We start from the raw sequence: 25,692 nt of genomic DNA, 5'->3' as shown, positions 1-25,692 counted from the left end.
CCTGAGTCATGCGGATGGCGGCATCGAGTCCACTGATGCCGAGTTGCTGCATGAGGCTATGACGCTGGCTTGCTCTTCAGGTTCCGTCATCGCCAGTGCCAGATATGAACGGGTGGCACGGTGCGGAACAACGGCTCCACCTTTGTTTCAACGATGGACGCCGCGGGGTTAAACGCTTTCGATCGAAGTGGCGCCGCGGCGGTTTGGAAGTAAATTCACACAATCTCCCTCTACCCCTTGAAACGCATGGCCTGTAGGCAGCATGCGTCAGCGCAGGTGCAAGGCTGAACATGGAAGCCCTGCTCAATCAGCCAGCTTTTCTGAGCTTCGTTTTTGCTGGCGAGGGGATTCACGGTTTGATTCCTCAGGTAGGCCAAGGCGAAACGGGCAAGCGGCTGAAGCGTTACTCTCTGGTCCTGTTGCCTTGTCTTGCGTATCTGGATTGACGCACGAATCAACGGATTTTCCAGGCGATGACGGCGAGCAGATGATTGTGCAGGTTCTTAAGGAGCATGGCATTCTCGCTGATGTTTGCCATTTCCACTTTGGACCGCCCCCTATCCTGAGCGAGTTTACTGGGTGCAGTACGGACAGTCCGACTTGCCTAAGCGCTGATCAAGCCCAGAACCCAACCAGCACCAACGCCGCCACGCCCAGCCCGACCGCAACCGAGCAGCCGCCCAGCGACAGCGCCGCCCGGCCTTGCCGATACCAGCCGTCATGGCCCAATTGGCGTGCCGGCGCCAGCAGGCTGCGCCACCGCAGTTCCGTATCGTGAAACGCCTGCAAGTTCGCCGGATCCGCATCCAGCCAGCGGCGGAAGTCGATACGCTCGCACGCCGTCACCTGCGGGCTCTGCAAGCGCACATACCATTGCCCGGCCACGCTCGCCAGCACATCCCGGCGCGAGCGGCCAGCCTGCAGCGCCTGGCCCATGTTGCGCTCGATAGTCGCCAGTGGCAGGTCAAGGCGCGCAGCGATGCTGGCGAAGTCCAGCTGATCGAGGCGGTTGAGCAGAAATACTTGCTGTACGCGCCGTGGTAGCCGCTTCAGTGCATGCAGCAGGGCATCGTCGGCATCGTGCTCGGCAGCAGGAGTGGGGTGCTCAAGGGGCAGCAGCAGACGGGTCATGGACAGCTCCTTGCTCTGTAAAGGGGAGGAGGGGGCATCTTCCTTGATGCGGAAACAGCGTAGGTGAAACGAGATTGATTCTCAAGTGCTGATTCCGCAAAGTTTTGTAACGAGCGTTCACGCCCTGAAACACCTTTGCTATCATGCGCGCCATCACGATCTTCATTAGCCTGAAGAGCCAAAAAAAAGACCCGGCAAAAAAGCCGGGTCAAAAACCGTGATTAGCCTGATGAGGAGATAATCTGAGAGCGACCTAAGCTTTCAGGTTATCCAGCGGATCTCGCGATCAGCTGAGTGCAATAATAATCGTTATCATTTGCCAGTCAAATGAATTTTCGCTAATCCGGTAAAAAAGTTTTACCGGCGCGCTTCCTTGTCCCGGCAATCGGGGCCTTTGCCGTTACCTGGCCATCACGTTCTCTCCCTTCTTTTTTATCTATAAACCCGCTCACTCGGTGCGTTTGTGCTCCAGCAGTGCGCGAGCCATGTCCATCATGTGCATCAACGCGAACGTCAGTTCTCGCTGGCTGCCGTGCTGGTGAGTGGCGGTTTCCTGGGCGGTGGCCGCAGCGCAGCGCAGCAGGGCGATGGCGTGTTCCTGGGCCTGGTCGCCGGTTACGCCTTCGTGCAGGGTCCAGATTCTGTTGTCCAGGGTGGGCCGCGGTGGGTTGGGGTTGAGGTAATAGTCGAGCGCGCGGCGTGCGGCTTCGCTGTCGAGATCTGTTTCGTCGTTTTTCGGTAGTTTCATCCTGATACCTGCCGGAGCCAGTAGGGAAGGGGTCAGGTTGATGGTAATACCTACAGTATTTTTATTCTTCCCGATAAATAATACTGAATGTTTATTGAGCGCTTGAAGGCAGTCCGTATCGTGCCAGCGATGAATATGGATAAATGGATTGCCCTCGTCCGTGACCGGATGGAGGAGCTAGGGCTCACTCAAGAGCAGCTTGCCGAGCGCGTTGGTGTGTCTCAAGGCAGTGTCGGTCATTGGGTGAACAAGCGGCGTCAGCCGAAAATCGAATCGATGAACCGCACGTTCGTCGAGCTTGGCATGCCTCATTACAGCGTCAGCCTGCAGCTGCGTATCCAGGGGCAGGTTGGCGAGGAGCGTAGTGTTTACGAGATAGCAGACGATGATGAACTCGACCTCATGCGATACATCGTTTGCTTCCGTTACCCGGTGCTGGGTTGGAGTGAGTTAGAGGCTGCAACGGCTGTAGAGCCTGCTGTTTTCGAGCAGACTGACTACCTGGCACAGGGCAAGGCGTTCTGGCTAACCGTGGAAAACGATGCCATGAGCGCTGTCAGTGGCCGCAGTGTGCCGCAGGGCATGCGGATGCTGGTGGACCCAGGTGTAGAGGCTGAGGCGGGGCGTTTGGTTATCGCTCGTCAGCCCGGCAAGCCGGCGATTTTCCGCGAGCTGGCCGAGGAAGGTGGGCAGCGTTATCTGAAGGCATTGAACAGTAATTACCCGGCGCTGTTGTGCGAAGAGGGTTGCGAATTTCTTGGGGTGGTCGTGCGGGTGCATGGGGCCTTTTGAAAGGGTTTGAGTAGCGGCGGCAACGGTGAACGGCGGGTGGAAATTGGCCAGCAGGCACGGCCCTTTCGCGGGTAAACCCGCTCCTACACGACGGCCTGCGCCCAAATCACCGATGTGTGTCCACGAATATGGTAGCGGCGGCAACGGTGAACAGCGGGTGGAGATTGGCCAGCAGGGCCGGCCTCTTCGCGGGTGAACCCGCTCCTACACGACGGCCTGCGTACAACCTCCGGTGTGTGTCCGCCACCAATCTGTGTAGGAGCGGGTTTACCCGCGAATACGGTAGCGGTGGCAACGGTGAACAGCGGGTGGAGATTGGCCAGCAGGCCCGGCCCTTTCGCGGGTAAACCCGCTCCTACGGGCTGTTGCAGTGGCAGCCTTGTGTTGCGTTAGGGCCGCAAAGCGGCCCTCCGGCACCGTTATTCCACCAGTTCGACCAGCACAGTCCCTTCGCTGACCATGTCCCCCTCCAGGCAGAACAGCGCCTTCACTGTGCCGGCATGCGGCGCACGAATGCTGTGCTCCATCTTCATGGCCTCCAGTACCACCAGCGCAGTACCGGCTTCCACCACCTGCCCAGGTTCGACCAGCACCCGCACGATACTGCCGTTCATGGGCGCACCCAGCCCACCCTGATGGCTGTGGCTGGCTTCGGCCTCGGCAATCGGGTCGAAGGCTTCGATGGCATGCATTTCGCCATCCCAGTGCAGGTACAGCGTGCCACCCCGACGGATTGCCAGATGCTGGCGACGCACGCCGTTCTGGTCATGCACCAACTGCTCACCTTGCAGCTGCCAGGTAGAAGCAGCGCTTCGCTCCAGGGCCACTGCCTGATCGTGCCCAGCACTCACCAGATGCAAGCTGCTGCGTGCTGGCAGGCCCAAGCGCAGTCCATTACGCCCGCTCCACGGCGAATGGCGATCGTCTTCGCGCTGATGCCCCGCCTGGCCCTGCAGCCAGGCTTCGGCTGCCGCCTCCCAAAAGCCAGCCGGCAGCGCACGTGGCGCCGGCAGCAGCACATCCTGGTGGCGGGGAATGAAGCCGGTGTCCAGCTCTGCCGCCGCGAACGCAGGGTGCGCGAGAATGCGGCGCAGGAAGGCGATGTTGGTCTTCAATCCGCCAATGGCAAACTCGTCGAGCATGGCCAGCAAGCGCAGGCGTGCCTGTTCGCGGTTTTCACCCCAAGCAATCAGCTTACCCAGCATCGGGTCGTAGAACGGCGACACCACATCGCCTTCGCTGACCCCGCTGTCCACCCGCCGGCCTTCGCCAGGCGCCGATTCACGGTACAGCGCCAATTTGCCGGTCGCGGGTAAAAAATCGTTGGCCGGGTCTTCGGCATACAGGCGCACTTCGATGGCATGGCCGATCAGCGGCACCTGTTCCTGTGTAATCGGCAGGGCTTCGCCGCAGGCCACGCGAATTTGCCAGGCAACAAGGTCCAGGCCGGTGATGGCCTCGGTGACCGGGTGTTCCACCTGCAGGCGGGTGTTCATCTCCATGAAGAAGAATTCGCCACGTGCATCAAGCAGAAACTCCACGGTGCCAGCACCCACGTAACCGATAGCCTGGGCGGCACGCACCGCCGCTTCGCCCATGGCCCGGCGCAGTTCGGGCGACAGGCCGGGGGCAGGGGCCTCTTCCACCACCTTCTGATGGCGACGCTGAATGGAACAGTCGCGTTCGTTAAGGTACAGGCAGTTGCCGTGCTGGTCGGCAAACACCTGGATTTCGACATGGCGCGGCTTGAGCACGTACTTTTCCACCAGCATGCGCGCATCGCCGAACGATGACTGTGCCTCACGCTGGGCCGACGCCAGGGCGTCGGCCAACTGGCTTTCTTCCTCGACCACTTTCATGCCCTTGCCACCGCCGCCAGCGCTGGCCTTGAGCAGCACCGGGTAGCCGATGCGTTCGGCCGCGGCGCGGAAGGTGTCCAGGTCTTGGGCCTCGCCATGGTAGCCCGGTACCAACGGCACGCCGGCGGCCTCCATCAGCGCCTTGGCTGCCGATTTGCTGCCCATGGCGTCGATGGCGCTGGCCGGTGGGCCGAGGAAGATCAGCCCGGCCTGCTCGATGGCGCGGGCGAAACCTGCGTTCTCGGACAGAAAGCCATAACCTGGGTGGATGGCCTGGGCGCCGCTGGCCTTGGCGGCGGCCAGCAGCTTGTCGACCAGCAGGTAGCTTTCGGCAGCCTTGCTGCCGCCCAGGTCGACGCGGATGTCGGCTTCGCGGCTGTGACGGGCGTCACGGTCGGTGGCGCTGTGCACGGCGACAGTGGTCAGGCCCATGGCCTTGGCGGTGCGCATCACCCGGCAAGCGATTTCGCCGCGGTTGGCGACCAGCAGGGTGGTCAAAGCGGGGCGGCTCATGGGCGCGGCTCCTTCTTGTCAACGGTTTGCCAGGCAGGGCGGCGTTTTTCCAGGAAAGCGCGCAGGCCCTCCTGGCCTTCGGCGCTGACGCGGATACGGGCGATGGTGTTTTCGCAGTAACGGCGCAGGGCCGGGCTGAGTTCGCCGTCGTCCACTTCGCGCAGCAAGTCCTTGGTGGCGCGCAATGCTTGTGGGCTGTTCTGCAGCAGGTTGCTTACCCAGGCTTCGACGTGGTCGTCCAGTTCGCTGGCCGGGTACACCTCGGCCAGCAGGCCCAGCTCGCGGGCGCGCACGCCAGTGAAACGCTCGGCGGTGAGGGCGTAGCGGCGCGCGGCGCGTTCGCCAATGGCCTTGACCACGAACGGGCTGATGACCGCCGGTGCCAAGCCGATGCGCACTTCCGACAGGCACAGCTGGGCGTCTTCGGCGCCGATGGCCATGTCGCAGCAGCTGATCAGGCCCAGCGCGCCGCCAAAGGCTGCGCCTTGCACCACGGCCAGGGTCGGGGCCTTGAGGCGATGCAGGGCGTACATCAGCTCGCCCAGTTCGTGGGCATCATCCAGGTTGGTGTTGAAGTCCAGTTGCGCCGACTGCTGCATCCAGGCCAGGTCGGCACCGGCGCTGAAATGCCGGCCACGGCCACGCAGCAGCACAAAGCGCAGGCTGGCGTCTTCGGCCAACTGGTCGATGGCCACGATCAGCTCGCGGATCATCTGCGCGTTGAAGGCGTTGTTCTTGTCCTCGCGGCTTAACCACAGGGTGGCAAAGCCGCGCGGGTCGCGGATCACTTCAAGGGTGCTGAAATCGCTCATGGGTCACATCCGGAAAATGCCGAAGCGGCTCTGTTCGATCGGCGCGTTCAGCGCGGCAGACAACGCCAGGCCGAGGACGTCGCGGGTCTGTGCCGGGTCGATGACGCCGTCGTCCCACAGGCGGGCGCTGGAATAATAGGGGTGGCCCTGACGCTCGTACTGGTCGAGGATCGGCTGCTTGAGCCTGGCTTCGTCTTCGGCACTGAATGGCTGGCCGGTGCGTTCGCTCTGCTCGCGCTTGACCTGTGCCAGCACCCCGGCGGCCTGTTCGGCGCCCATCACGCCAATCCGTGCGTTGGGCCACATCCACAGGAAGCGCGGGTCGTAGGCGCGGCCGCACATGCCGTAGTTGCCGGCGCCAAAGCTGCCGCCGATGATCACCGTGAACTTCGGCACCTGGGCGCAGGCCACGGCGGTGACCAGTTTGGCGCCGTGCTTGGCGATGCCGCCTTCTTCGTATTTCTTGCCGACCATGAAACCGGTGATGTTCTGCAGGAACAGCAAAGGGATGCCGCGCTGGCAGGCCAGTTCGATGAAGTGCGCGCCTTTTTGCGCGGCTTCGGCGAACAGGATGCCGTTGTTGGCCAGGATGGCCACCGGGTAGCCGTGCAGGTGGGCGAAGCCGCACACCAGGGTGGTGCCGAACAGCGCCTTGAATTCATCGAACACCGAGCCATCGACCAAGCGGGCGATCACTTCGCGCACGTCGAACGGTTGCTTGGCATCCGCCGGTACCACGCCGTACAGCTCGTCGGCTGCATACAGCGGCGCCACTGGGGCCAATCGCTGCAGCTTGCCGAGCTTGTGCCAGTTGAGGTTGGCTACACTGCGTCGCGCGATGGCCAGGGCGTGTTCGTCGTTGTCGGCATAATGGTCGGCGACGCCGCTGGTGCGGCAATGCACATCGGCGCCCCCCAGGTCTTCGGCGCTCACCACTTCGCCGGTAGCGGCTTTTACCAGCGGCGGGCCGGCGAGGAAGATGGTCGCCTGCTGGCGCACCATGATCGCTTCGTCGGCCATAGCCGGCACGTAGGCGCCGCCAGCGGTGCACGAGCCCATCACCACGGCGATCTGCGGGATGCCTTGCGCGCTCATGTTGGCCTGGTTGAAGAAGATGCGCCCGAAATGCTCGCGGTCGGGGAACACTTCGTCCTGGCGTGGCAAGTTGGCGCCGCCGGAGTCCACCAGATAGATGCACGGCAGGCGGTTCTGCAGGGCGATGGTTTGTGCACGCAGGTGCTTCTTCACCGTCAGCGGGTAGTACGAACCGCCTTTTACCGTGGCGTCGTTGGCCACGATCATGCATTCCACGCCTTCCACGCGGCCGATGCCGGCAATCACGCCCGCCGCTGGCACGTCTTCGCCGTACACCTCATGGGCGGCCAACTGGCCGATTTCGAGGAACGGCGAGCCCGGGTCCAGCAGGCGGTCGATACGCTCGCGCGGCAGCAGTTTGCCACGCGAGGTATGCCGTTCCTGGGCCTTGGGCCCGCCGCCCTGGGCAACCTGGGCGAGCAAGCCGCGCAGGGCCTGGACCTGTTCGAGCATGGCCGCGCTGTTGACGGCAAATTCTGCCGAACGCGGGTTGATCTGGGTGTGCAAGGTAGCCATGTGCGCCCGTCCCTTATGTTCAGCGGGTTTCGTTGAACAGTTCGCGGCCGATCAGCATCCGGCGGATTTCGCTGGTGCCGGCACCGATTTCGTACAGCTTGGCGTCGCGCAACAGGCGGCCAGCCGGGAATTCGTTGATATAGCCGTTGCCGCCAAGAATCTGGATCGCCTCCAGGGCCATTTGCGTGGCGCGCTCGGCGGTGTACAGGATCACCCCGGCAGCATCCTTGCGGGTGGTCTCGCCACGGTCGCACGCCTGGGCCACGGCATACAGGTAGGCGCGGCTGGCATTGAGCTGGGTGTACATGTCGGCAATCTTGCCCTGGATCAGCTGGAACTCGCCGATGCTCTGGCCGAATTGCTTGCGGTCGTGGATATACGGCACCACCAGGTCCATGCAGCTTTGCATGATGCCGGTCGGGCCGCCGGACAGCACCACACGTTCGTAGTCCAGGCCGCTCATCAGGACGCGCACGCCGCCGTTGAGTTGGCCCAGAATGTTCTCTGCCGGCACTTCCACGCCGTCGAAGAACAACTCGCAGGTGTTGGACCCGCGCATGCCCAGCTTGTCGAACTTGTTGCTGCGGCTGAAGCCTTTCCAGTCACGCTCGACGATGAACGCGGTGATGCCGTGCGCACCCTTGTCCAGGTCGGTCTTGGCGTAAATCACGTAGGTGTTGGCGTCGGGACCGTTGGTGATCCAGGTCTTGCTGCCGTTGAGCACGTAGTGATCGCCGCGTTTTTCTGCGCGCAGTTTCATCGACACCACGTCGGAGCCGGCATTGGGCTCGCTCATGGCCAAGGCGCCGATGTGCTCGCCGCTGATCAGCTTGGGCAGGTACTTGAGCTTCTGCTCGTGGGTGCCGTTGCGGTTGATCTGGTTGACGCACAGGTTGGAATGGGCGCCGTAGGACAGCGCCACCGAGGCGGAGCCACGGCTGATTTCTTCCATCGACACCACATGGGCCAGGTAGCCCAGGCCAGCGCCGCCATACTCTTCCGGTACGGTGATGCCCAGCAGGCCCATGTCACCGAACTTGCGCCACATGTCGGCGGGGAACAGGTTGTCGTGGTCGATCTGCGCGGCCCTTGGGGCCAGTTCAGCGGCGACGAAGGTGCGCACCTGGTCGCGGAGCATGTCGATGGTCTCGCCCAGGGCGAAGTTCAGGGAGGGGTAATGCATGCTGGGGCACCTTCTTGTTCTTGGAAATTGGGTAACACCGTAGCTCAAAGCCTAACCGCCGACCCCTGTAGGAGCGGGCTTGCCCGCGAATGCGTCAGCAGGACCACCGTCATTGCCTGGGTGATCGCATTCGCGGGCAAGCCCGCTCCTGCAAGGGTCGGCGTCATGCCGGAGGTTCCGGTATCGTTCATCACCTTTACGTTAACGTAAACCTGCGGGAAGGCACTGTCAATCCACTCGTCACCTTTACGTAAACGTAAATCTGCGCCAGAGTATTCCCGCTTGCTTCAGCCGTGCCCAAAACAACCACAAGAAGGGACACCCATGAGTCAACCGAGCTATACCCGCGGTCGCCAGGACCGACCCTTGCTGACCCAGACCATCGGCCAGGCCTTTGATGCCACCGTGGCCCGCTGTTGCGACAGCGAGGCCCTGGTGTCCCGCCACCAGGGCTTGCGTTACAGCTGGCGGCAGTTGGCCGAACAGGTCGAAATACACGCCCGCGCGCTGATCGCACTGGGCGTGAACACCGGCGACCGTGTTGGCATCTGGTCGCCCAACTGCGCCCAGTGGTGCATCTTGCAGTTGGCCAGTGCCAAGGTCGGCGCCATCCTGGTCAACATCAACCCGGCCTACCGTGTGGGCGAACTGGAGTACGTGTTGCGTCAGTCCGGCTGCCGCTGGCTGGTCTGCGCTGAAGCCTTCAAGACGTCTGATTACCACGCCATGGTGCAGGCGCTGGTGCCTGAGCTGGCCAGCGCCCGGCCTGGTGAGCTGGCCAGTGAATGCCTGCCCCAGTTGCGTGGCGTCATCAGCCTGGCCACCAACCCGCCTGCCGGTTTCCTGCCCTGGCACGCACTGGCCGAGCGAGCAGGGCAGACGTCTGCCGAAGCCTGCACAGCCCGTCAGCAAAGCCTGCAATTCGATCAGCCGGTGAACATCCAGTACACCTCCGGCACCACCGGTGCGCCCAAAGGTGCCACGCTCAGTCACTACAACATCCTCAACAACGGTTTCATGGTGGGTGAAAGCCTAGGCCTGACGGCCCGCGACCGTATGGTGATCCCGGTGCCGCTGTACCATTGCTTCGGCATGGTCATGGCCAACCTCGGCTGCATCACCCACGGCAGCACCATGATCTACCCCAACGACGCCTTCGACGCCGAGCTCACCCTGCGCGCCGTGGCCGAGGAGCGTGCCAGCATCCTGTACGGCGTGCCGACCATGTTCATCGCCATGCTCGACCACCCGTCGCGCGCGCAGATGGACCTGTCGACCCTGCGCAGCGGCATCATGGCCGGCGCCACCTGCCCGATCGAGGTGATGCGCCGGGTCATCGACCAGATGCACATGGCTGAAGTGCAGATCGCCTACGGCATGACCGAAACCAGCCCGGTGTCACTGCAGACCGGCCCGGACGACGACCTGGAGCTGCGCGTGACCACCGTCGGGCGCACCCAGCCGCAGCTGGAAAACAAACTGGTGGACGCCGACGGCTGCATCATCGCCCGCGGCGAGATTGGCGAACTGTGCACCCGCGGCTACAGCGTGATGCTGGGCTACTGGGACAACCCCCAGGCCACGGCGGATGCCATCGACCCGGCCGGCTGGATGCATTCGGGCGACCTGGCGGTGATGGATGAGCAGGGCTATGTGCGAATCGTCGGGCGCAACAAGGACATGATCATTCGCGGCGGCGAGAACATTTACCCGCGTGAGCTGGAAGAGTTTTTCTACACCCACCCGGCGGTGGCCGATGCGCAGGTGATCGGCATTCCGTGCAGCCGCTATGGCGAAGAGATCGTCGCCTGGATCAAGCTGCACCCTGGGCACAGCGCCACGGCCGAGGAGCTGCAGGGCTGGTGCAAGGCGCGCATTGCCCACTTCAAGGTGCCGCGGTATATCCGTTTCGTTGACGAATACCCGATGACGGTGACAGGCAAGGTGCAAAAATTCAGGATGCGTGAGATCAGTGTCGCAGAAATTTCGGCTGTTTCTGCAGGTTGATGCACTGGGTTATCCGGCCTCTTCGCGGGTGAACCCACGATGAGGCCAAGCCATGCCAGCATCAGATTCCGGATCTATTACATTGGCTCGATATTGAGGTCACTGCATGCCAGGAAAATGGCGATGTTGCGCGTGCACCTGATGTAGAACTGGTTCGGTTACAGCGATCCTGCGATGGAGGAAGCGCCGTACGAAACCCCCATCCTCAACTTCCGTCGTCTGCTGGAGAACCATAAGTTGGCGTACGTAATTCTGGCCGTGATCAACGGCCACCTGGGGGATCGCGGCGAGGATTGTCAGAGAATGCGGCGCAGATGGTGACGCTGTTTGCCCTGTCGAATCTGTGGATGGCCCGCCGACATTTGCTGGCCAACGCAGCAGAGGTGTGCCTGGCGCTTTTGAAATCGGCAGATACTGCAGTCAGCCAGAAATGTATGACTACTTCAGACTATCCTTGACTCCGCGGTAAAGTGGTGAATCACCGACATCGAGCAATAATTTAGCGTCCCTTATTGCCCATTGTGCCAGCAACAGGGGTGTATCCCTTATCCCCTCAATATGGTACCCAGGGTGGTACCAGTGGCTCTGATGTTCCCGGTACGGAGCGTAGGCACGTATCAATGCTGAATCGAGGGTGCTCAGGTATTTTCTATGCGCATCGGTTAAAATAACATCATCAGCATACCGTCGCTTCTCGCCGACTAATACATTCTTCATATGGTCTGTAAACGCCTCAGTACTAGCCTTGATGAGCTTTTCCCGGACGAAGGGGTTTCTACGAACGGCGGTATTATCCAATTTTTTCAGATCCTTTGTCACGGCATTGAATAGATCAACTTCATGATTTAAGAGGCCCAGAGCGATATCGACTCCCTGCACCTTCTCATTCTCCCGCATTGCGTTCCTATAGGATTTTACTTGATGCGATGTGTTGCCAATACCAAATTGGCCTTTCGCGGTGACCCTCCCAGGACGAGGGGTGTTCCCAGTCCGCCCAATCGGCACTCCGGCTGTGCCCTGGGGGTCGCCGTAGTTAACAGGGTCGCCATTACAATAGGCATACGCGTTCAGTCCACCGAGCCCAAACGGGCTCAGGCTATCGGGGCTGGAGAATCGCATTAACCCGGGAAAGAATGCCCGATAGCCCTGGCCTAAGTGGTAGCAATTGGCGTGAATATCAAACGGAACACCATTGAAACCAGTGGCGATGGCCGCGTCGCCGATCCCCCCACTGTGGCCATAGGGGGTAAAGCATATCGGCAGAGGGCTTTGAGTGTGTGGCGTTGATGGGGGCATTCATGACTCCTTTGCTTCGCGCAGTTGTCGGCTTGCTTCTTGAAAGTGCTGTGATTTCGCCTCGGTCTATGTACGGCCAAGCCAAGCCGCTTTTAGTAGGGTAATCACGGGAAGCATGCTCTAAAGTAGAGCACCTGTGCTGCTGGCAGAAATGTCAGTTGTATTGAACTCTGTGTAAATCCTAGGCTAATGGATTTAATAGCTGTCGCGACTCAGTGATCCAGTAACGGTCATTCGTAGCGGCGAGCACAGTTAAACCGCGTCAACATGAATGATGTGCTGGGCTGTCCGGCCCCTATTTCGCGCAGGCAAGGCCAGCTTCCACGAGAAGACAGTTGCTCCTACAGGGCCCGCGCCGACCTATGATACGGCGCAGTACCTGTGGGCGCGGGCAAGCCCGCGAAAGGGCCGAAATGGTCAGCGCTCATCCAACGCCTTGTAGAGTTCGCCGGCAACCTCGGCAACGCTCAGGTAATCACGCCGCAAACGAACACTGTAACGCGCCTCCAGGCGCATCAACGCAAATTCGCATTTGTCCCTGTCCAGATGTGCCAGCACGGTACCTGGCCCCGAGTCGACCACACCTGCATCCTGAAGCATATCGACCACTTGTCGCTCATATTCCTCACGCTGCCGGCGGGTTGCGGTATCCACGATTAAGAGGCTCCTGGCTTGATATCTGGAGCCTCAATCTTCAGCACAACCCATCGGCACCGCTACTGGCAAAAATATCAGGTAGCGTGGTCTACCCTTAAGCCTTCACCGGTGGCTCCTGACTCGGCGGGTCACCAACCGTCGGCGGCACGGTCGGCTTGATCGGCAGCTCGTCCGGGTCTTCTTCCGGTACGGGTGGCGGCAAGCTCGGGTCGTCGATGTTGGGATCGGGTGTCTCCGGTGGAATGGGAATGTTCATGGCCTGACCTCGCGTGGGTGGGTGAAGAGGTGCTGTAGGCTCTGACCGCTGGCAGCTGCCGTTCGCTCAATTATTTTGAACCCCCCGCCTGTGCCCGGCTCTGAACCCTTACCGCCACCAGCCTGAGGGAGCAAGGTCGATGTCACGAAACGAGCCCTTTGAAAGCGTGCCCATGGCGAACGATCACCCCGACCAGGCCATTAGCCTGGCCCAGGCGCTGTTGGCGCCACGCATCGTGATCGAAGACACCCAACCCGTGCTCGACGCTGGCAGCTTCGCCGCCAAGGCCGTCAGCGGCCAGCCTGTGGCAGTCAGCACCAAGGCCTACAGCGACGGCCACGACCGCCTGGCGGTGATGCTCAACTGGCGCCAGGCGCACAGCAGGCGCTGGCATTGCGTGTCGATGCAGGCGGCGGGCAACGACCTGTGGCAGGCCGAATTCACCCCCACCGAGCTGGGCCCGCACCGGTTCAGTATCGAGGCCTGGATCGACCCGTTTGCCACCTATTGCCACGACCTGGAGAAGAAGTACCACGCCGGCGTCGAGGTGAAACTGGAGCTGGAAGAAGGCCGTTTGATGCTGGGCAAAGGCATCGAGCTGTGCAGCGGCGCCCTGCGCGAAGAGCTCGAGGCCGTGCAACACCGCCTGGCCACCCTCAGTACCGATGACCAGGTAGCCGTCTTTCTCGACCCGACCACCGCCCGCCTGATGGGCGAAGCCGAACACCGCAGCTACCTGACTCGCAGCCCTGAGTTTCCCCTTGATGTCGACCGCCCGGCCGCCCTGTTCGCCAGCTGGTACGAGCTGTTCCCGCGCTCGATGACCGACGACCCGCAGCGCCACGGCACCTTCAACGACGTGCACGAACGGCTGCCGATGATCCGCGACATGGGCTTCGACGTACTGTACTTCCCGCCCATCCACCCCATCGGCATGCAGCATCGCAAGGGCCGCAACAACGCCCTCAAGGCCGAGCCGGGCGACCCGGGCAGCCCTTATGCCATCGGCAGCCCGGAAGGCGGGCACGAGGCCATTCACCCGCAACTGGGCAGCCGCGATGACTTCCGCCGTCTGGTGGCCGCAGCGGCGGAACACGGCCTGGAAATTGCCCTCGATTTCGCCATCCAGTGCTCCCAGGACCACCCCTGGCTCAAGGAGCACCCGGGCTGGTTCAGCTGGCGCCCGGACGGCACCATCCGCTACGCTGAAAACCCGCCGAAAAAGTACCAGGACATCGTCAACGTCGATTTCTATGCGCCGGAGGCCGTGCCCTCGCTTTGGCTGGCCCTGCGCGATGTGGTGGTCGGCTGGGTCGAGGAGGGCGTAAAGACTTTCCGCGTCGACAACCCGCACACCAAGCCGCTGCCGTTCTGGCAATGGCTGATCGCCAATGTGCGCAGCCAGCACCCCGACGTCATCTTCCTTGCCGAAGCCTTTACCAAACCGGCGATGATGGCGCGCTTGGGCAAGGTCGGCTACGCACAAAGCTATACCTATTTCACCTGGCGCAACCACAAGCAGGAGCTGCGCGAATATTTCGAGCAGCTCAACCAGCCGCCGTGGAGCCAGTGCTACCGGCCCAACTTCTTCGTCAACACGCCGGACATCAACCCGTTCTTCCTGCACACCTCCGGCCGCGCAGGTTTCCTTATCCGTGCCGCGCTGGCGACCATGGGCTCAGGCTTGTGGGGCATGTATTCGGGCTTCGAGCTGTGTGAGGGCACGCCGTTGCCGGGCAAAGAGGAGTACCTGGATTCGGAGAAGTACGAAATCCGCCCACGCGACTTCACCCAGCCCGGCAACATCATCGCCGAGATCGCCCAGCTCAACCGCATCCGCCGGCAGAACCGCGCCTTGCAAACCCACCTGGGCGTGGCCTTCTTCAATTGCTGGAACGACAACATCCTGTACTTCGCCAAGCGTACGCCCGAGCGGGACAACTACATCCTGGTGGCCGTCAGCCTGGACCCGCACAACGCCCAGGAGGCGCACTTCGAGTTGCCCCTGTGGGAATTGGGGCTGGACGACAACGCCGAAACCCAGGGTGAAGACCTGATGAACGGCCACCGCTGGTCGTGGTACGGCAAGACCCAATGGATGCGCATAGAGCCCTGGCACCTGCCGTTCGGCATCTGGCGCATCGCGAAAGCCGGGTAAAACCGGTCTGTAGCCTTTTCCCCTGTGGGAGCGGGCACGCCCGCGAACACCGGCAGAGCCGGTGCCAAGCACCGCGGTGGCTGATTCGCGGGCACGCCCGCTCCCACAGCGATGGTGCAAGAAGGGGCAAACATGCAATTGAAAGGAGTCGCACATGGCCAAGCGTTCCCGCCCGGCAGCCTTCATCGACGACCCGCTGTGGTACAAGGACGCCGTCATCTACCAGCTGCACATCAAGTCGTTCTTCGACTCGAACAATGACGGCATCGGCGACTTCGCCGGGCTGATCAGCAAGCTCGACTATATCGCCGAGCTGGGCGTCAACACCCTGTGGCTGCTGCCGTTCTATCCCTCGCCACGCCGTGACGACGGCTACGACATCGCCGAATACAAGGCCGTGCACCCCGACTACGGCAGCATGGCCGACGCCCGCCGTTTCATCGCCGAGGCCCACAAGCGCGGCCTGCGGGTGATCACCGAGCTGGTCATCAACCACACCAGCGACCAGCACCCGTGGTTCCAGCGCGCCCGCCACGCCAAGCGTGGCAGCAAGGCGCGCGAGTTCTACGTGTGGTCGGACGATGACCAGAAGTACGACGGCACGCGCATCATCTTCCTCGACACCGAGAAGTCCAACTGGACCTGGGACCCGGTCGCCGGCCAGTACTTCTGGCACCGGTTCTACTCGCACCAGCCGGACCTCAACTTCGACAACCCGCAGGTGCTCAAGGCGGTGATCGGCGTCATGCGCTTCTGGCTCGACCTGGGTGTAGATGGCCTGCGGCTGGACGCGATCCCTTACCTGATCGAGCGCGACGGCACCAACAACGAAAACCTCGCCGAAACCCACGACGTGCTCAAGGCGATCCGCGCCGAGATCGACGCCAACTACCCCGATCGCATGCTGCTGGCCGAAGCCAACCAGTGGCCGGAAGACACGCGCCCGTACTTCGGTGAAGGCGACGGCGACGAATGCCATATGGCCTTCCACTTTCCGTTGATGCCGCGCATGTACATGGCCCTGGCCATGGAAGACCGCTTCCCGATCACCGATATTCTGCGCCAGACCCCGGAAATCCCGGCCAACTGCCAGTGGGCGATCTTTTTGCGCAACCATGATGAACTGACCCTGGAAATGGTCACCGACCGCGAGCGCGATTACCTGTGGAACTATTACGCCGAAGACCGCCGCGCGCGCATCAACCTGGGCATTCGCCGGCGCCTGGCGCCCCTGCTGCAGCGTGACCGTCGGCGCATAGAGCTGCTGACCAGCCTGCTGTTGTCGATGCCCGGCACGCCAACCCTGTATTACGGCGACGAACTGGGTATGGGCGACAATATCTATCTGGGTGACCGCGATGGCGTTCGCACACCTATGCAGTGGTCGCCAGACCGCAACGGCGGTTTTTCCCGCGCCGACCCGCAGCGCCTGGTGCTGCCGCCGATCATGGACCCGCTCTACGGTTACCAGACCGTCAACGTCGAGGCGCAAAGCCACGATCCGCATTCGCTGCTGAACTGGACCCGGCGCATGCTGGCGGTGCGCAAGCAGCAGAAGGCCTTTGGCCGCGGCAGCCTGCGCACCCTCACGCCCAGCAACCGGCGCATCCTTGCCTATATCCGCGAGTACACCGACGTCGACGGCAATACCGAGGTCATCCTCTGCGTGGCCAACGTGTCCCGCGCCGCCCAGGCTGCCGAACTCGAATTGTCACAATACGCCGACAAAGTACCGGTGGAGATGCTGGGCGGCAGCGCGTTCCCGCCAATCGGCCAACTGCCGTTTCTGCTGACCTTGCCACCTTATGCGTTCTACTGGTTCCTGCTGGCCAGCCGCGATCGCATGCCCAGCTGGCACATCCAGCCCACCGAGGGGTTACCCGAATTGACCACATTGGTACTGCGCAAGCGCATGGAAGAACTGCTGCAAGCCCCCGCAAGCGATACGCTGCAAAGCACCATCCTGCCGCAGTACCTGCCCAAACGCCGCTGGTTCGCCGGCAAGGAAGGGCCGATCGATGCCGTGCGCCTGTGTTACGGCGTGCGTTTCGGCACCGCCACCACGCCGGTGTTGCTCAGCGAAATCGAGGTACTCAGTGACGGCACGGCCACCCGCTACCAGCTGCCGTTCGGCCTGCTGCGTGAGGAACAGATCCACACCGCGCTGCCGCAGCAGCTGGCGTTGTCGCGGGTGCGCCGTACCCACCAGGTTGGCTTGATCACAGACGCCTTCGTCCTTGAGCCGTTCATTCACGCTGTGATGCAAGCCTGCCAGGATGGACTGCGTCTGCCGTGCGGCGACGGTGAGGGTGAATTGCGCTTTGAATGCACAGAGCAGCTGGCCGGCCTGGCGCTCGACGAGGAGAGCGAAGTGCGCTACCTCAGCGCCGAGCAGTCCAACAGTTCGGTGGTCATCGGCGATCGCGTGGTGCTTAAACTGATCCGCCGGGTCAACCCGGGTATCCATCCAGAGCTGGAAATGAGTGCCTACCTGACCGCCGCCGGCTTTGCCAACATCTCGCCGCTGCTGGCCTGGGTCAGCCGGGTGGACGAGCAACACGCGCCGCACCTGCTGATGATTGCTCAGGGTTACCTGAGCAACCAGGGCGATGCCTGGGGCTGGACCCAGAACACGCTGGAACGGGCCATCCGCGACCAGATGGAGCCCACCCGCAACGACGCCGAAGCGCACACTGACGCATTGGCCGAACTCAGCGGCTTTGCCGCCTTGCTTGGCCAGCGCCTGGGCGAGATGCACCTGCTGCTGGCCGCACCTACCGAAGACCCGGCCTTCCAGCCGCGCCCCAGCGATGCGCAGGACAGCGAGCGCTGGTGTGCACAGATCAGCACTGAACTGACCCACGCCCTCGACCTGCTGGCGCAGCATCGCGACGCACTGGACAGCGATAGCCAGTCCTTGGTCGACGACCTGCAGCAACAGCGTGACGGTCTGGCCCAGCACATCGACACCCTGAGCAAGCAGGCTCAGGGTGGCCTACTGATGCGTGTGCACGGCGACCTGCACCTGGGCCAGGTGCTCGTGGTGCAGGGGGATGCCTACCTCATCGATTTTGAAGGTGAACCCGCCCGGCCCCTTGAAGAGCGCCGGGCAAAACACAGCCCCTACAAGGATGTCAGCGGCGTGCTGCGTTCCTTCGACTATGCTGCTGCGATGATCTTGCGCAGCGCGTCTGCGGTGGACCTTTCCGAGCCGGCGCGGCAAGCCCGGCAGCGGGTTGCCCGGCAGTACCTGCACCAGTCCCGGCATGCCTTTGTCGAAGCCTATGGGCTGGCCACCGCCGCCATGCCTCACGCCTGGCAGCACGCCGAGGGTGAGCGCGCGGCGCTGGAATTGTTCTGCCTGGAAAAAGCCGCCTACGAGATTACATACGAAGCCGAAAACCGTCCGAGCTGGCTGGCCGTGCCTTTGCATGGTCTGCATGGACTGATCAGTACCTGGGGAGAGTCAGAATGAACGTTACAACGCGTGAAAACGGTGGCCTTCGGCAACGGGACCTCGACGCCCTGGCCCGCGCCGAACACGCCGATCCTTTTGCGGTACTCGGCCCCCACGGCGACGGCGCAGGCGGGCAGGTGGTCCGCGCCTTTCTGCCCAATGCCCTGAAAGTGCGCGTTCAGGCCCGGGATGACGGGCGGGTCCTTGCCGAAATGGAGCAGGGCAGCCTACCTGGGTTGTTCAGCGCGCACCTTGATGAGGCACAGCCCTACCAGTTTCATATCGTCTGGGCCGGTGGCGAACAGGTTACCGAAGACCCCTACAGTTTCGGCCCGCAACTGGGTGACATGGACCTTCACTTGTTCGCGGAAGGCAATCACCGCGATTTGTCCGGGCGCTTCGGTGCCCAGCCGACTCAGGTCGATGGCATCGACGGCGTGTGTTTCTCGGTCTGGGCGCCGAATGCCCGGCGGGTGTCGGTGGTGGGTGATTTCAACAACTGGGATGGCCGCCGCCACCCCATGCGCCTGCGGCATGGCGCGGGAGTGTGGGAGCTGTTCATTCCGCGCCTGGGCGTGGGCGAAACCTACAAGTTCGAAGTGCTTGGCAAGGACGGCATACTGCCGCTGAAGGCCGATCCGCTGGCCCGTGCCACCGAGCTGCCGCCGAGCACGGCGTCCAAGGTAGCCGGTGAACTCAGCCACGCCTGGCAGGACCATGACTGGATGGCGCAACGCGCCCAGCGCCATGCCTACAACGCGCCGTTGTCGATCTACGAGCTGCACCCAGGGTCATGGCGCTGCGAGCTGGACGAAGCGGGCGAAGTCGGGCGTTTCTACAACTGGCGCGAACTGGCCGAGCGGCTGGTGCCCTATGTGCAGGAACTGGGCTTTACCCATATCGAATTGCTGCCGATCATGGAACACCCGTTCGGCGGCTCCTGGGGCTATCAACCATTGTCGATGTTCGCGCCCACCTCGCGCTACGGCAGTGCCGAGGATTTCGCCGCGTTCATCGACGCCTGCCACCAGGGAGGCATCGGTGTACTGCTGGACTGGGTGCCGGCGCATTTTCCCACCGACGAACATGGCCTGGCGCGCTTCGATGGCACTGCGCTGTACGAATACGACAACCCCCTGGAGGGCTACCACCAGGACTGGAACACGCTGATCTACAACCTCGGGCGCAATGAAGTGCGCGGCTTCATGATGGCTTCGGCGCTGCACTGGTTGAAGCATTTCCACATCGACGGCCTGCGCGTCGATGCGGTGGCCTCAATGCTGTACCGCGACTACTCGCGCAAGGCTGGCGAATGGGTACCCAACCGCCACGGCGGGCGCGAGAACCTGGAAGCCATCGACTTCATCCGCCACCTTAACGGCGTGGCTGCCCACGAGGCCCCGGGTGCGCTGATCATCGCCGAAGAGTCCACCGCCTGGCCTGGGGTCAGCCAGCCTACCCAACAGGGCGGCCTGGGTTTTGCCTACAAGTGGAACATGGGCTGGATGCACGACACCCTGCACTACATCCAGAACGACCCGGTGCACCGCACCTACCACCACAACGAGATGAGTTTCGGGCTGATCTATGCCTATTCCGAGCACTTCATCCTGCCCATTTCCCATGATGAGGTGGTGCACGGCAAGCACTCGCTGATCGACAAGATGCCCGGCGACCGCTGGCAGAAGTTCGCCAACCTGCGCGCCTACCTCACCTTCATGTGGGCACATCCGGGCAAGAAGCTGCTGTTCATGGGCTGCGAGTTCGGCCAGTGGCGTGAGTGGAACCACGACAGCGAACTGGACTGGTACCTGCTGCAGTATCCCGAGCACCAGGGCGTGCAGCGCCTGGTGGGCGACCTCAACCGCCTGTACCGCGAAGTGCCGGCGCTGCACGAGCAGGATTGCCAGCCGCAGGGCTTCCAGTGGCTGATCGGTGACGACGCGCAAAACAGCGTGTACGCCTGGCTGCGCTGGAGCAGCAGCGGCGAGCCGGTGCTGGTGGTAGCCAACTTCACCCCGGTACCCCGTGAGGGTTACCGCATTGGCGTGCCGTTCGGCGAGCGTTGGCAGGAGCTGCTGAACAGCGATGCCGAGCTGTATGCCGGGTCGAACGTGGGTAATCTGGGGGCGGTGGCCAGTGAGGCAGTGGCCAGCCACGGGCAGCCATTATCGCTGGCCCTGAACCTGCCGCCGCTGGGGGTGTTGATCATGAAGCCCGCCTGATCGGTTGGCTGTACGGGCCCCTTCGCGGGTAAACCCGCTCCTACACAGGTACCGAACCCGGCGGTGATCGTTGTAGGAGCGGGTTTACCCGCGAAGAGGCCGGCCCTGCCTACCACCGCATCCGTACCCCAAGGCTGCCAATCAACCCGTTCAGGTCATTGTCATCCACATCACTGCTGTAATCGGCGCTGACGAACATGGCCACCGAAGGCGTCACCCGCGCCACCAACCCCAACCCTAACTCCACGGTAGTCGAGTAGCGCGAGCTGGAAATCTTGTCGACCTGGTCCAGCTTCACCTCATCGGCATTGCTGAAGTCATACCACACGTTGGTCCGCACATAGGGTTCGATGGGCATGCCGCGCACTTCGTAGCGCCCGGACAACTTGGCACCGACCCGGCCGCTCCAGCTCGGCTGGCTGTCGAAGGCTTGCAAGGTCTCCTCCTGCACCTGGTTGCCAGGGAAGAACTGCTGGTTGATCAACTGTGCCTGGGGTTCGATGACCCAGTTGCCACCCAGGCGGATCGGGTAACCGCCCTCTACCGAGAAGGTCATTGCATGGCCACTGTCGTCCAGGCGCTGGCCGTTTTCGCCACGGCCCATCACGTCGATCCGCGAGCCCATGGCCACGGCATCCAGGTGCCAACCCTGTTCATGGGTCATGCTCCAGTACACCCCCAGGCTTTCTCCGCTCAAGTTCACCGCTTTGCGCTGCTTGTCGCCCAGCAGAGGGCGCATGCCTTTGAAGCTGCTTTGCAGGTTGTTGTGCCCCACGAAAATCCCTGCGCGGTGCACATCGCCCGCTGCTGTTTCACGCACGAACAGGTCCGGGCCGATCATCAGTTGCTGGCTGGGCGCCTCCAGCTGTGCCGGGGGCAGCGCGCGGCCGCGCGCACTGGTGGGGAAGAACTGCGCCCATTGACTGGCAATCAGGTCAGGTGGCGCCTGCCGGTGGCGTTCGCTCATTTGCTGCGAAAACGCATTGAGGGTGCCGAGACTCAACCCGCTGGCACTGAGCGGGTCGAGCGACAGTTGCGCCGCTAAAGGTTGCTGCAGAAAGCCGGGGGAGGTGGGGTCACCCTGCAGTTCGTACGCGATCGTTTCCACCGGGGTTGCCAGAAGCAGCGACGTGGAAACCGCGTAGAAAATGCTGTCGAAGCGCAAGGGGTTCGAGGTGCTTTTCATGGCGGATCTCCTTTGTTTTTGTGGTGCAGCCCGAGAAATCTGGCCTGTTGTCACGAGCTGTACGGCAAAAACAGTGGGCGACCCAAACCAGTACGCCAGTTATCGCAAACGCGCACGAAGGCGCGAGCTAGAGGCCCGGCGCAAGTTTTTTACAGCTTGGTATTGTTCAGCTAAGGAGAGGTCGCCGCTTGCGTCAAGAAAGCGTGAAGGAAGTGTTCAAGGTACGTCGTAACGCTCAACCTGTTGTTTTATTGGTAAAAACAGCAGGGTATAGCGGGGATCGCTATTTGCTTTGCCGTGGCTATGAAGAATGATTGCTAAAGCCGCACTTCAACTGCCAGCGGCAGGTGATCTGACAGGTGCGACCAAGGTTTGTGCCCCAGAATCCGCGGCCCATGGCTTTCGGCATTACGCAGGTAAATGCGGTCCAGTCGCAGCAGTGGCAGGCGGGCAGGATAGGTGCGGGCGAGGTGGCCGTGGTGGCGTTCGAAGGCTTCGTGCAAGTCACGTTGCAGGCCAAGGGTGCGGTTGCCGTGGCTTTTCCAGTCGTTGAAGTCGCCGGCGATGATCACCGGGGCGTTGGCCGGCAGGGCGTCCAGCAGTTTACGCAGCAACTGCAGCTGCTTTTGCCGGTGGCTTTCCAGCAGCGACAGGTGCACGCAGACCGCATGCACCTGGCCTTGCCCCGGTACCTCCAGCACACAGTGCAACAGGCCGCGGCGTTCGGGGCCGGTGATCGACACGTCCAGGTTGCGGTGCTCGATGATCGGGTATTTGGACAGCAGCGCATTGCCGTGGTGGCCGTCAGGGTAGACCGCATTGCGGCCGTAGGCAAAGTCGCTCCACATGCTGTCGGCGAGGAATTCATACTGCGAGGTCTGTGGCCAGCCGGGGTAGCGCGCGGCGTGGCGGTCGTGGCTGCCGAGCACTTCCTGAAGGAAGACAATGTCGGCCTGGGTGCTGCGCACGGCCTCGCGCAGCTCTGGCAAGATAAAGCGCCGGTTGAAGGCGGTGAAGCCCTTGTGGGTGTTCACCGTCAGTACCCGCAGGCGTTTCACGGCTGGGGCCTGGCTGACGCTGGCGAAACCATTACTGCCGGCTTCGAGGCTCACAAATCCTCCTGAAGTTAACCCTGCCTTACTGTCGCCGCTAAAACCTGTGGCAGCGGGCAAACCCGCTCCCACAGGTATGGCGTAGCGATCAAAACGTAAGACCTGCCTGGGTTATCACGGTTCACTCCTCGTCGCGCTGCAACACCATTAGCAGCATCGACCGGCCCTTCACCTCGAAGGTACTGTCGAATTGCAGGTGCTGCCCCTTGCGCAACTCCGGCCGGTCGGTATCGACCAAGCAGCTCCAGTAATCGCCTTCGGGCACGGCCGGCAGCTTGAATGGCACCACGTCATGGTGGGCATTGACGATCAGCAGCACGGTGGCCTCGGCACCTGGCCGGGCGATACCGCTGACCTGTGCCCGACCATCTATCAGCATGCCCAGGCAACGCCCGTGTGGGTCTTCCCATTGCTCAACACTCATCTCGTTGCCATCGGGTGCCAGCCAGGTCACGTCCTTGACCCCAATTGCCTCATTGTAGTCACCCACCAGGAAGCGTGAGCGGCGCAGCACCGGGTAGGCCAGGCGCAGACGCGTCAGGCGCTTGACGAAGGCCAGCAGCTCCTGGCCTTCCTCGTCCAGGTCCCAGTTCACCCAGCCGATCTCGCTGTCCTGGCAGTAGGCATTGTTGTTGCCGTGCTGGGTGCGGCTGAACTCGTCGCCGGCAACGATCATTGGCGTGCCCTGGGCCAGCAGCAGGGTGGCGAAGTAGTTGCGCATCTGGCGCATGCGCAGGGCATTGATCCCCGGGTCGTCGGTCGGCCCTTCGACGCCGCAGTTCCAGGACAGGTTGTTGTCGGTGCCGTCCTGGTTGTTTTCGTCGTTGTCTTCGTTGTGCTTGTGGTTGTAGGACACCAGGTCGCGCAGGGTGAAACCATCGTGGGCGGTGATGAAGTTGACCGAGGAATAGGGTCGGCGCCCGCGGTTGTTGAACATGTCGCCCGAGGCGGTCAAGCGGGCGGCAAAATCGGCCAACTGGCCTTCGTCGCCTTTCCAGAAGGCGCGTGCGGTATCGCGGAAGCGGTCGTTCCATTCCGCCCAGCCCGGGGCGAAGTTGCCCACCTGGTAGCCGCCGGGGCCGCAGTCCCATGGTTCGGCAATCAGCTTGACCTGGCTCAGCATCGGGTCCTGGCGGCAGGCGACCAGGAAGCCATGACGCTCGCTGTAGCCATCGTGGTAACGGCCAAGGATGGTCGCCAGGTCGAAGCGAAAACCGTCCACGTGCATTTCGCCGGCCCAGTAGCGAAGCGAGTCGGTGACCAACTGCAGCACGCAGGGGTGGCTCAGGTCCAGGGTGTTGCCGGTGCCGGAGTCATTGATGTAGTAGCGCTTGTCGTCCGGCATCAGGCGGTAGTACGAGGCGTTGTCGATGCCGCGCATCGACAGGGTCGGGCCGCGCTCGTTGCCTTCGGCGGTGTGGTTGTAGACCACGTCCAGGATCACTTCGAGCCCGGCGTCGTGCAGGTGCGCGACCATCTCCTTGAACTCGGCGATCTTGCCGCTGGCCAGGTAGCGCGGGTGCGGGGCGAAAAAGGCGATGCTGTTGTAGCCCCAGTAGTTGTTCAGGCCCTTGTCCAGCAGGTGCTGGTCGTTGACGAAGGCGTGAATCGGCAGCAGCTCGATGCTCGACACGCCAAGGTCCTTGATGTGTTTGAGCAACTCGTCGTTGGCCAGGCCGGCGAAGGTGCCGCGCAGTTCTTCAGGCACAGCCGGGTGGCGCATGCTGATGCCGCGGGCATGCGCTTCATAAATGATCGTGCGCTCCCATGGGATCTGCACGCGCTGGTCGCGGCCCCAGGTGAACGCCGGGTCGATGACCTTGCATTTGGGCACGAAAGGCGCGCTGTCGCGCTCGTCGAACGACAGGTCACCGTCCGGGTGGCCGATGGTGTAGCCGAACAGTGCCTCGGACCATTTCAGGCTGCCGACCAGTTGCTTGGCATACGGGTCGATCAGCAGTTTGTTGGGGTTGAAGCGGTGGCCGTTTTCCGGCTCGTAGGGGCCGTACACCCGGTAGCCATAGACCAGGCCGGGGTGAGCGTCGGGGAGGTAGCCATGGTAGATCTCATCGGTGTATTCGGGCAGCTCTATGCGCTCGATTTCCTGCTCGCCCGTGGAGTCGAACAGGCACAGCTCGACCTTGGTGGCGTTGGCCGAGAAGAGGGCGAAGTTGACCCCAAGGCCATCCCAGGTGGCGCCGAGGGGGAAGGGCATGCCTTCGCGGATGCGCGATGGTGCGACCGAACGGGTTTTCTTTGGGGTGCGGGGGCTCATGACGATCCTCGAGTGGCCGTGATGGAGGGGGATTTGGGCTGTCCGGCATGGCCTCTTCGCGGGTAAACCCGCTCCTACAGGTCATCACAGGTGCCTGTAGGAGCGGGTTTACCCGCGAAGAGGCCAGGACAGGCTTAACCGGCAGTAGGCTTTTTTACCGCCCGGGGCTTTTTCGCTGCGGCGGGTTTAACCCCCGGCAGGGCAGCCGCCTTGGGTTCTGCAGGCGCCTTCGGCTTGGCCGCTGCTTTCTTGCGCGGGGCTGCCTTGGGCGCCAGTGCTTCGGCCTCGGCCAGCTTGCGGGCCATTTCCCAGTGGCGTTCTTCCTCTCCTACGGGCTTACCTTCGGATTCCCAGATCTGGTAGGCAAATTCGCGAATACGCTTTTCATCGACACTCATCATGACGCTCCTGATG

At 62.4% G+C, this 25,692-nt stretch carries 20 protein-coding genes and 2 pseudogenes; 9 read left to right on the top strand and 13 right to left on the bottom strand.

The annotated features are described in order from the left end of the window. Nucleotides 1–290: 290 nt before the first annotated feature. Nucleotides 291–446: a hypothetical protein gene (locus AC3WLP_RS02185; protein WP_158249194.1), complete on the top strand. Its 156-nt coding sequence runs from the start codon at nt 291–293 to the stop codon at nt 444–446. 169 nt (nt 447–615) lie between these two features. Here the strand turns inward: AC3WLP_RS02185 and AC3WLP_RS02180 are convergent, their stop codons facing one another. Both AC3WLP_RS02180 and AC3WLP_RS02175 read right to left on the bottom strand, forming a co-directional pair. Beyond that, nucleotides 616–1,131: a DUF4880 domain-containing protein gene (locus AC3WLP_RS02180; protein ID WP_088512506.1), complete on the bottom strand. Its 516-nt coding sequence runs from the start codon at nt 1,129–1,131 to the stop codon at nt 616–618. Nucleotides 1,132–1,579: 448 nt separating this feature from the next. Further along, nucleotides 1,580–1,879, bottom strand: a complete 300-nt coding sequence (locus AC3WLP_RS02175; RefSeq protein ID WP_014590335.1) for a DUF6124 family protein — start codon at nt 1,877–1,879, stop codon at nt 1,580–1,582. An 87-nt stretch (nt 1,880–1,966) separates the two neighbouring features. Here AC3WLP_RS02175 and AC3WLP_RS02170 point away from each other — a divergent pair, with 87 nt between their 5' ends. Then, nucleotides 1,967–2,671, top strand: a complete 705-nt coding sequence (locus AC3WLP_RS02170; protein ID WP_088512505.1) for a LexA family transcriptional regulator — start codon at nt 1,967–1,969, stop codon at nt 2,669–2,671. A 419-nt stretch (nt 2,672–3,090) separates the two neighbouring features. On the opposite strand, the gene AC3WLP_RS02165 is transcribed toward AC3WLP_RS02170, so the two are convergent. The 4 genes from AC3WLP_RS02165 to AC3WLP_RS02150 are packed head-to-tail and all read right to left on the bottom strand — an operon-like array spanning nt 3,091 to nt 8,649. After that, entirely contained in the window at nt 3,091–5,043 is a 1,953-nt protein-coding gene (locus tag AC3WLP_RS02165) for an acetyl/propionyl/methylcrotonyl-CoA carboxylase subunit alpha (RefSeq protein ID WP_088512503.1), read from the bottom strand. After that, nucleotides 5,040–5,855 (bottom strand): gamma-carboxygeranoyl-CoA hydratase, encoded by an 816-nt coding sequence (locus tag AC3WLP_RS02160; protein WP_003251320.1) that lies wholly within the window; start codon nt 5,853–5,855, stop codon nt 5,040–5,042. Before AC3WLP_RS02160 ends, AC3WLP_RS02165 begins: the two co-directional genes overlap by 4 nt. Before the next feature lie 3 nt (nt 5,856–5,858). Beyond that, complete coding sequence (locus AC3WLP_RS02155; RefSeq protein WP_088512502.1) at nt 5,859–7,466, bottom strand: carboxyl transferase domain-containing protein; 1,608 nt, start codon at nt 7,464–7,466, stop codon at nt 5,859–5,861. A 19-nt stretch (nt 7,467–7,485) separates the two neighbouring features. Next, on the bottom strand, nt 7,486–8,649 hold the full coding sequence (locus tag AC3WLP_RS02150) for an isovaleryl-CoA dehydrogenase (RefSeq protein ID WP_003251317.1): 1,164 nt from the start codon (nt 8,647–8,649) through the stop codon (nt 7,486–7,488). A gap of 324 nt (nt 8,650–8,973) precedes the next feature. Here AC3WLP_RS02150 and AC3WLP_RS02145 point away from each other — a divergent pair, with 324 nt between their 5' ends. From AC3WLP_RS02145 to AC3WLP_RS02135, 3 genes and pseudogenes are all read left to right on the top strand, one after another. Next, on the top strand, nt 8,974–10,656 hold the full coding sequence (locus AC3WLP_RS02145; protein WP_012051788.1) for an AMP-binding protein: 1,683 nt from the start codon (nt 8,974–8,976) through the stop codon (nt 10,654–10,656). Between the two features lie 117 nt (nt 10,657–10,773). Continuing rightward, nucleotides 10,774–10,944, top strand: a pseudogene (locus tag AC3WLP_RS02140) (IS5/IS1182 family transposase); the annotation flags it as partial. Continuing rightward, nucleotides 10,944–11,048: pseudogene (locus AC3WLP_RS02135) on the top strand (IS5/IS1182 family transposase); the annotation flags it as partial. The pseudogenes AC3WLP_RS02140 and AC3WLP_RS02135, both read left to right, overlap by 1 nt. A gap of 46 nt (nt 11,049–11,094) precedes the next feature. On the opposite strand, the gene AC3WLP_RS02130 reads toward AC3WLP_RS02135, so the two are convergent. From AC3WLP_RS02130 to AC3WLP_RS02120, 3 genes are all read right to left on the bottom strand, one after another. After that, nucleotides 11,095–11,952, bottom strand: a complete 858-nt coding sequence (locus AC3WLP_RS02130; protein WP_012051789.1) for an RHS repeat-associated core domain-containing protein — start codon at nt 11,950–11,952, stop codon at nt 11,095–11,097. A gap of 417 nt (nt 11,953–12,369) precedes the next feature. After that, nucleotides 12,370–12,606, bottom strand: a complete 237-nt coding sequence (locus tag AC3WLP_RS02125; RefSeq protein WP_088512501.1) for a hypothetical protein — start codon at nt 12,604–12,606, stop codon at nt 12,370–12,372. 97 nt (nt 12,607–12,703) lie between these two features. Further along, nucleotides 12,704–12,865 carry a hypothetical protein gene (locus AC3WLP_RS02120; protein WP_003251307.1) on the bottom strand — a complete coding sequence of 54 codons (162 nt, stop codon included), beginning with the start codon at nt 12,863–12,865 and terminating at the stop codon, nt 12,704–12,706. A gap of 139 nt (nt 12,866–13,004) precedes the next feature. On the opposite strand from AC3WLP_RS02120, the gene AC3WLP_RS02115 reads away from it, so the two are divergent. From AC3WLP_RS02115 to glgB, 3 genes are all read left to right on the top strand, one after another. Continuing rightward, on the top strand, nt 13,005–15,023 hold the full coding sequence (locus AC3WLP_RS02115; protein ID WP_088512500.1) for an alpha-1,4-glucan--maltose-1-phosphate maltosyltransferase: 2,019 nt from the start codon (nt 13,005–13,007) through the stop codon (nt 15,021–15,023). A gap of 154 nt (nt 15,024–15,177) precedes the next feature. Then, nucleotides 15,178–18,498 (top strand): maltose alpha-D-glucosyltransferase, encoded by a 3,321-nt coding sequence (treS, locus tag AC3WLP_RS02110; protein ID WP_088512499.1) that lies wholly within the window; start codon nt 15,178–15,180, stop codon nt 18,496–18,498. After that, nucleotides 18,495–20,705, top strand: coding sequence for a 1,4-alpha-glucan branching protein GlgB (glgB, locus tag AC3WLP_RS02105; RefSeq protein WP_003251302.1), 2,211 nt, complete (start codon nt 18,495–18,497; stop codon nt 20,703–20,705). The genes treS and glgB overlap by 4 nt, the downstream gene beginning before the upstream one ends. A gap of 109 nt (nt 20,706–20,814) precedes the next feature. Here glgB and AC3WLP_RS02100 read toward each other — a convergent pair whose 3' ends face one another. Continuing rightward, on the bottom strand, nt 20,815–21,891 hold the full coding sequence (locus AC3WLP_RS02100) for an autotransporter domain-containing protein (protein ID WP_012051794.1): 1,077 nt from the start codon (nt 21,889–21,891) through the stop codon (nt 20,815–20,817). 188 nt (nt 21,892–22,079) lie between these two features. On the opposite strand from AC3WLP_RS02100, the gene AC3WLP_RS02095 reads away from it, so the two are divergent. Continuing rightward, on the top strand, nt 22,080–22,205 hold the full coding sequence (locus tag AC3WLP_RS02095; RefSeq protein ID WP_256596039.1) for a hypothetical protein: 126 nt from the start codon (nt 22,080–22,082) through the stop codon (nt 22,203–22,205). 3 nt (nt 22,206–22,208) lie between these two features. Here the strand turns inward: AC3WLP_RS02095 and AC3WLP_RS02090 are convergent, their stop codons facing one another. The 3 genes from AC3WLP_RS02090 to AC3WLP_RS02080 all read right to left on the bottom strand — a co-directional run bounded on the left by AC3WLP_RS02090 (nt 22,209) and on the right by AC3WLP_RS02080 (nt 25,679). Beyond that, entirely contained in the window at nt 22,209–23,003 is a 795-nt protein-coding gene (locus AC3WLP_RS02090) for an endonuclease/exonuclease/phosphatase family protein (protein WP_003251297.1), read from the bottom strand. 121 nt (nt 23,004–23,124) lie between these two features. Next, on the bottom strand, nt 23,125–25,278 hold the full coding sequence (gene glgX / locus AC3WLP_RS02085) for a glycogen debranching protein GlgX (RefSeq protein ID WP_088512498.1): 2,154 nt from the start codon (nt 25,276–25,278) through the stop codon (nt 23,125–23,127). A 134-nt stretch (nt 25,279–25,412) separates the two neighbouring features. Beyond that, the gene (locus AC3WLP_RS02080) at nt 25,413–25,679 is read right to left on the bottom strand and encodes a DUF2934 domain-containing protein (protein ID WP_012051796.1); all 267 of its coding nucleotides are present in this window, start codon (nt 25,677–25,679) and stop codon (nt 25,413–25,415) included. Nucleotides 25,680–25,692 lie beyond the last annotated feature (13 nt).

The sequence above is a fragment of the Pseudomonas sp. FW305-E2 genome (assembly GCF_058782925.1).
The sequence above is the reverse complement of the archived record's forward strand: the minus strand, read 5'-3'. Positions and strand labels throughout refer to the sequence as shown.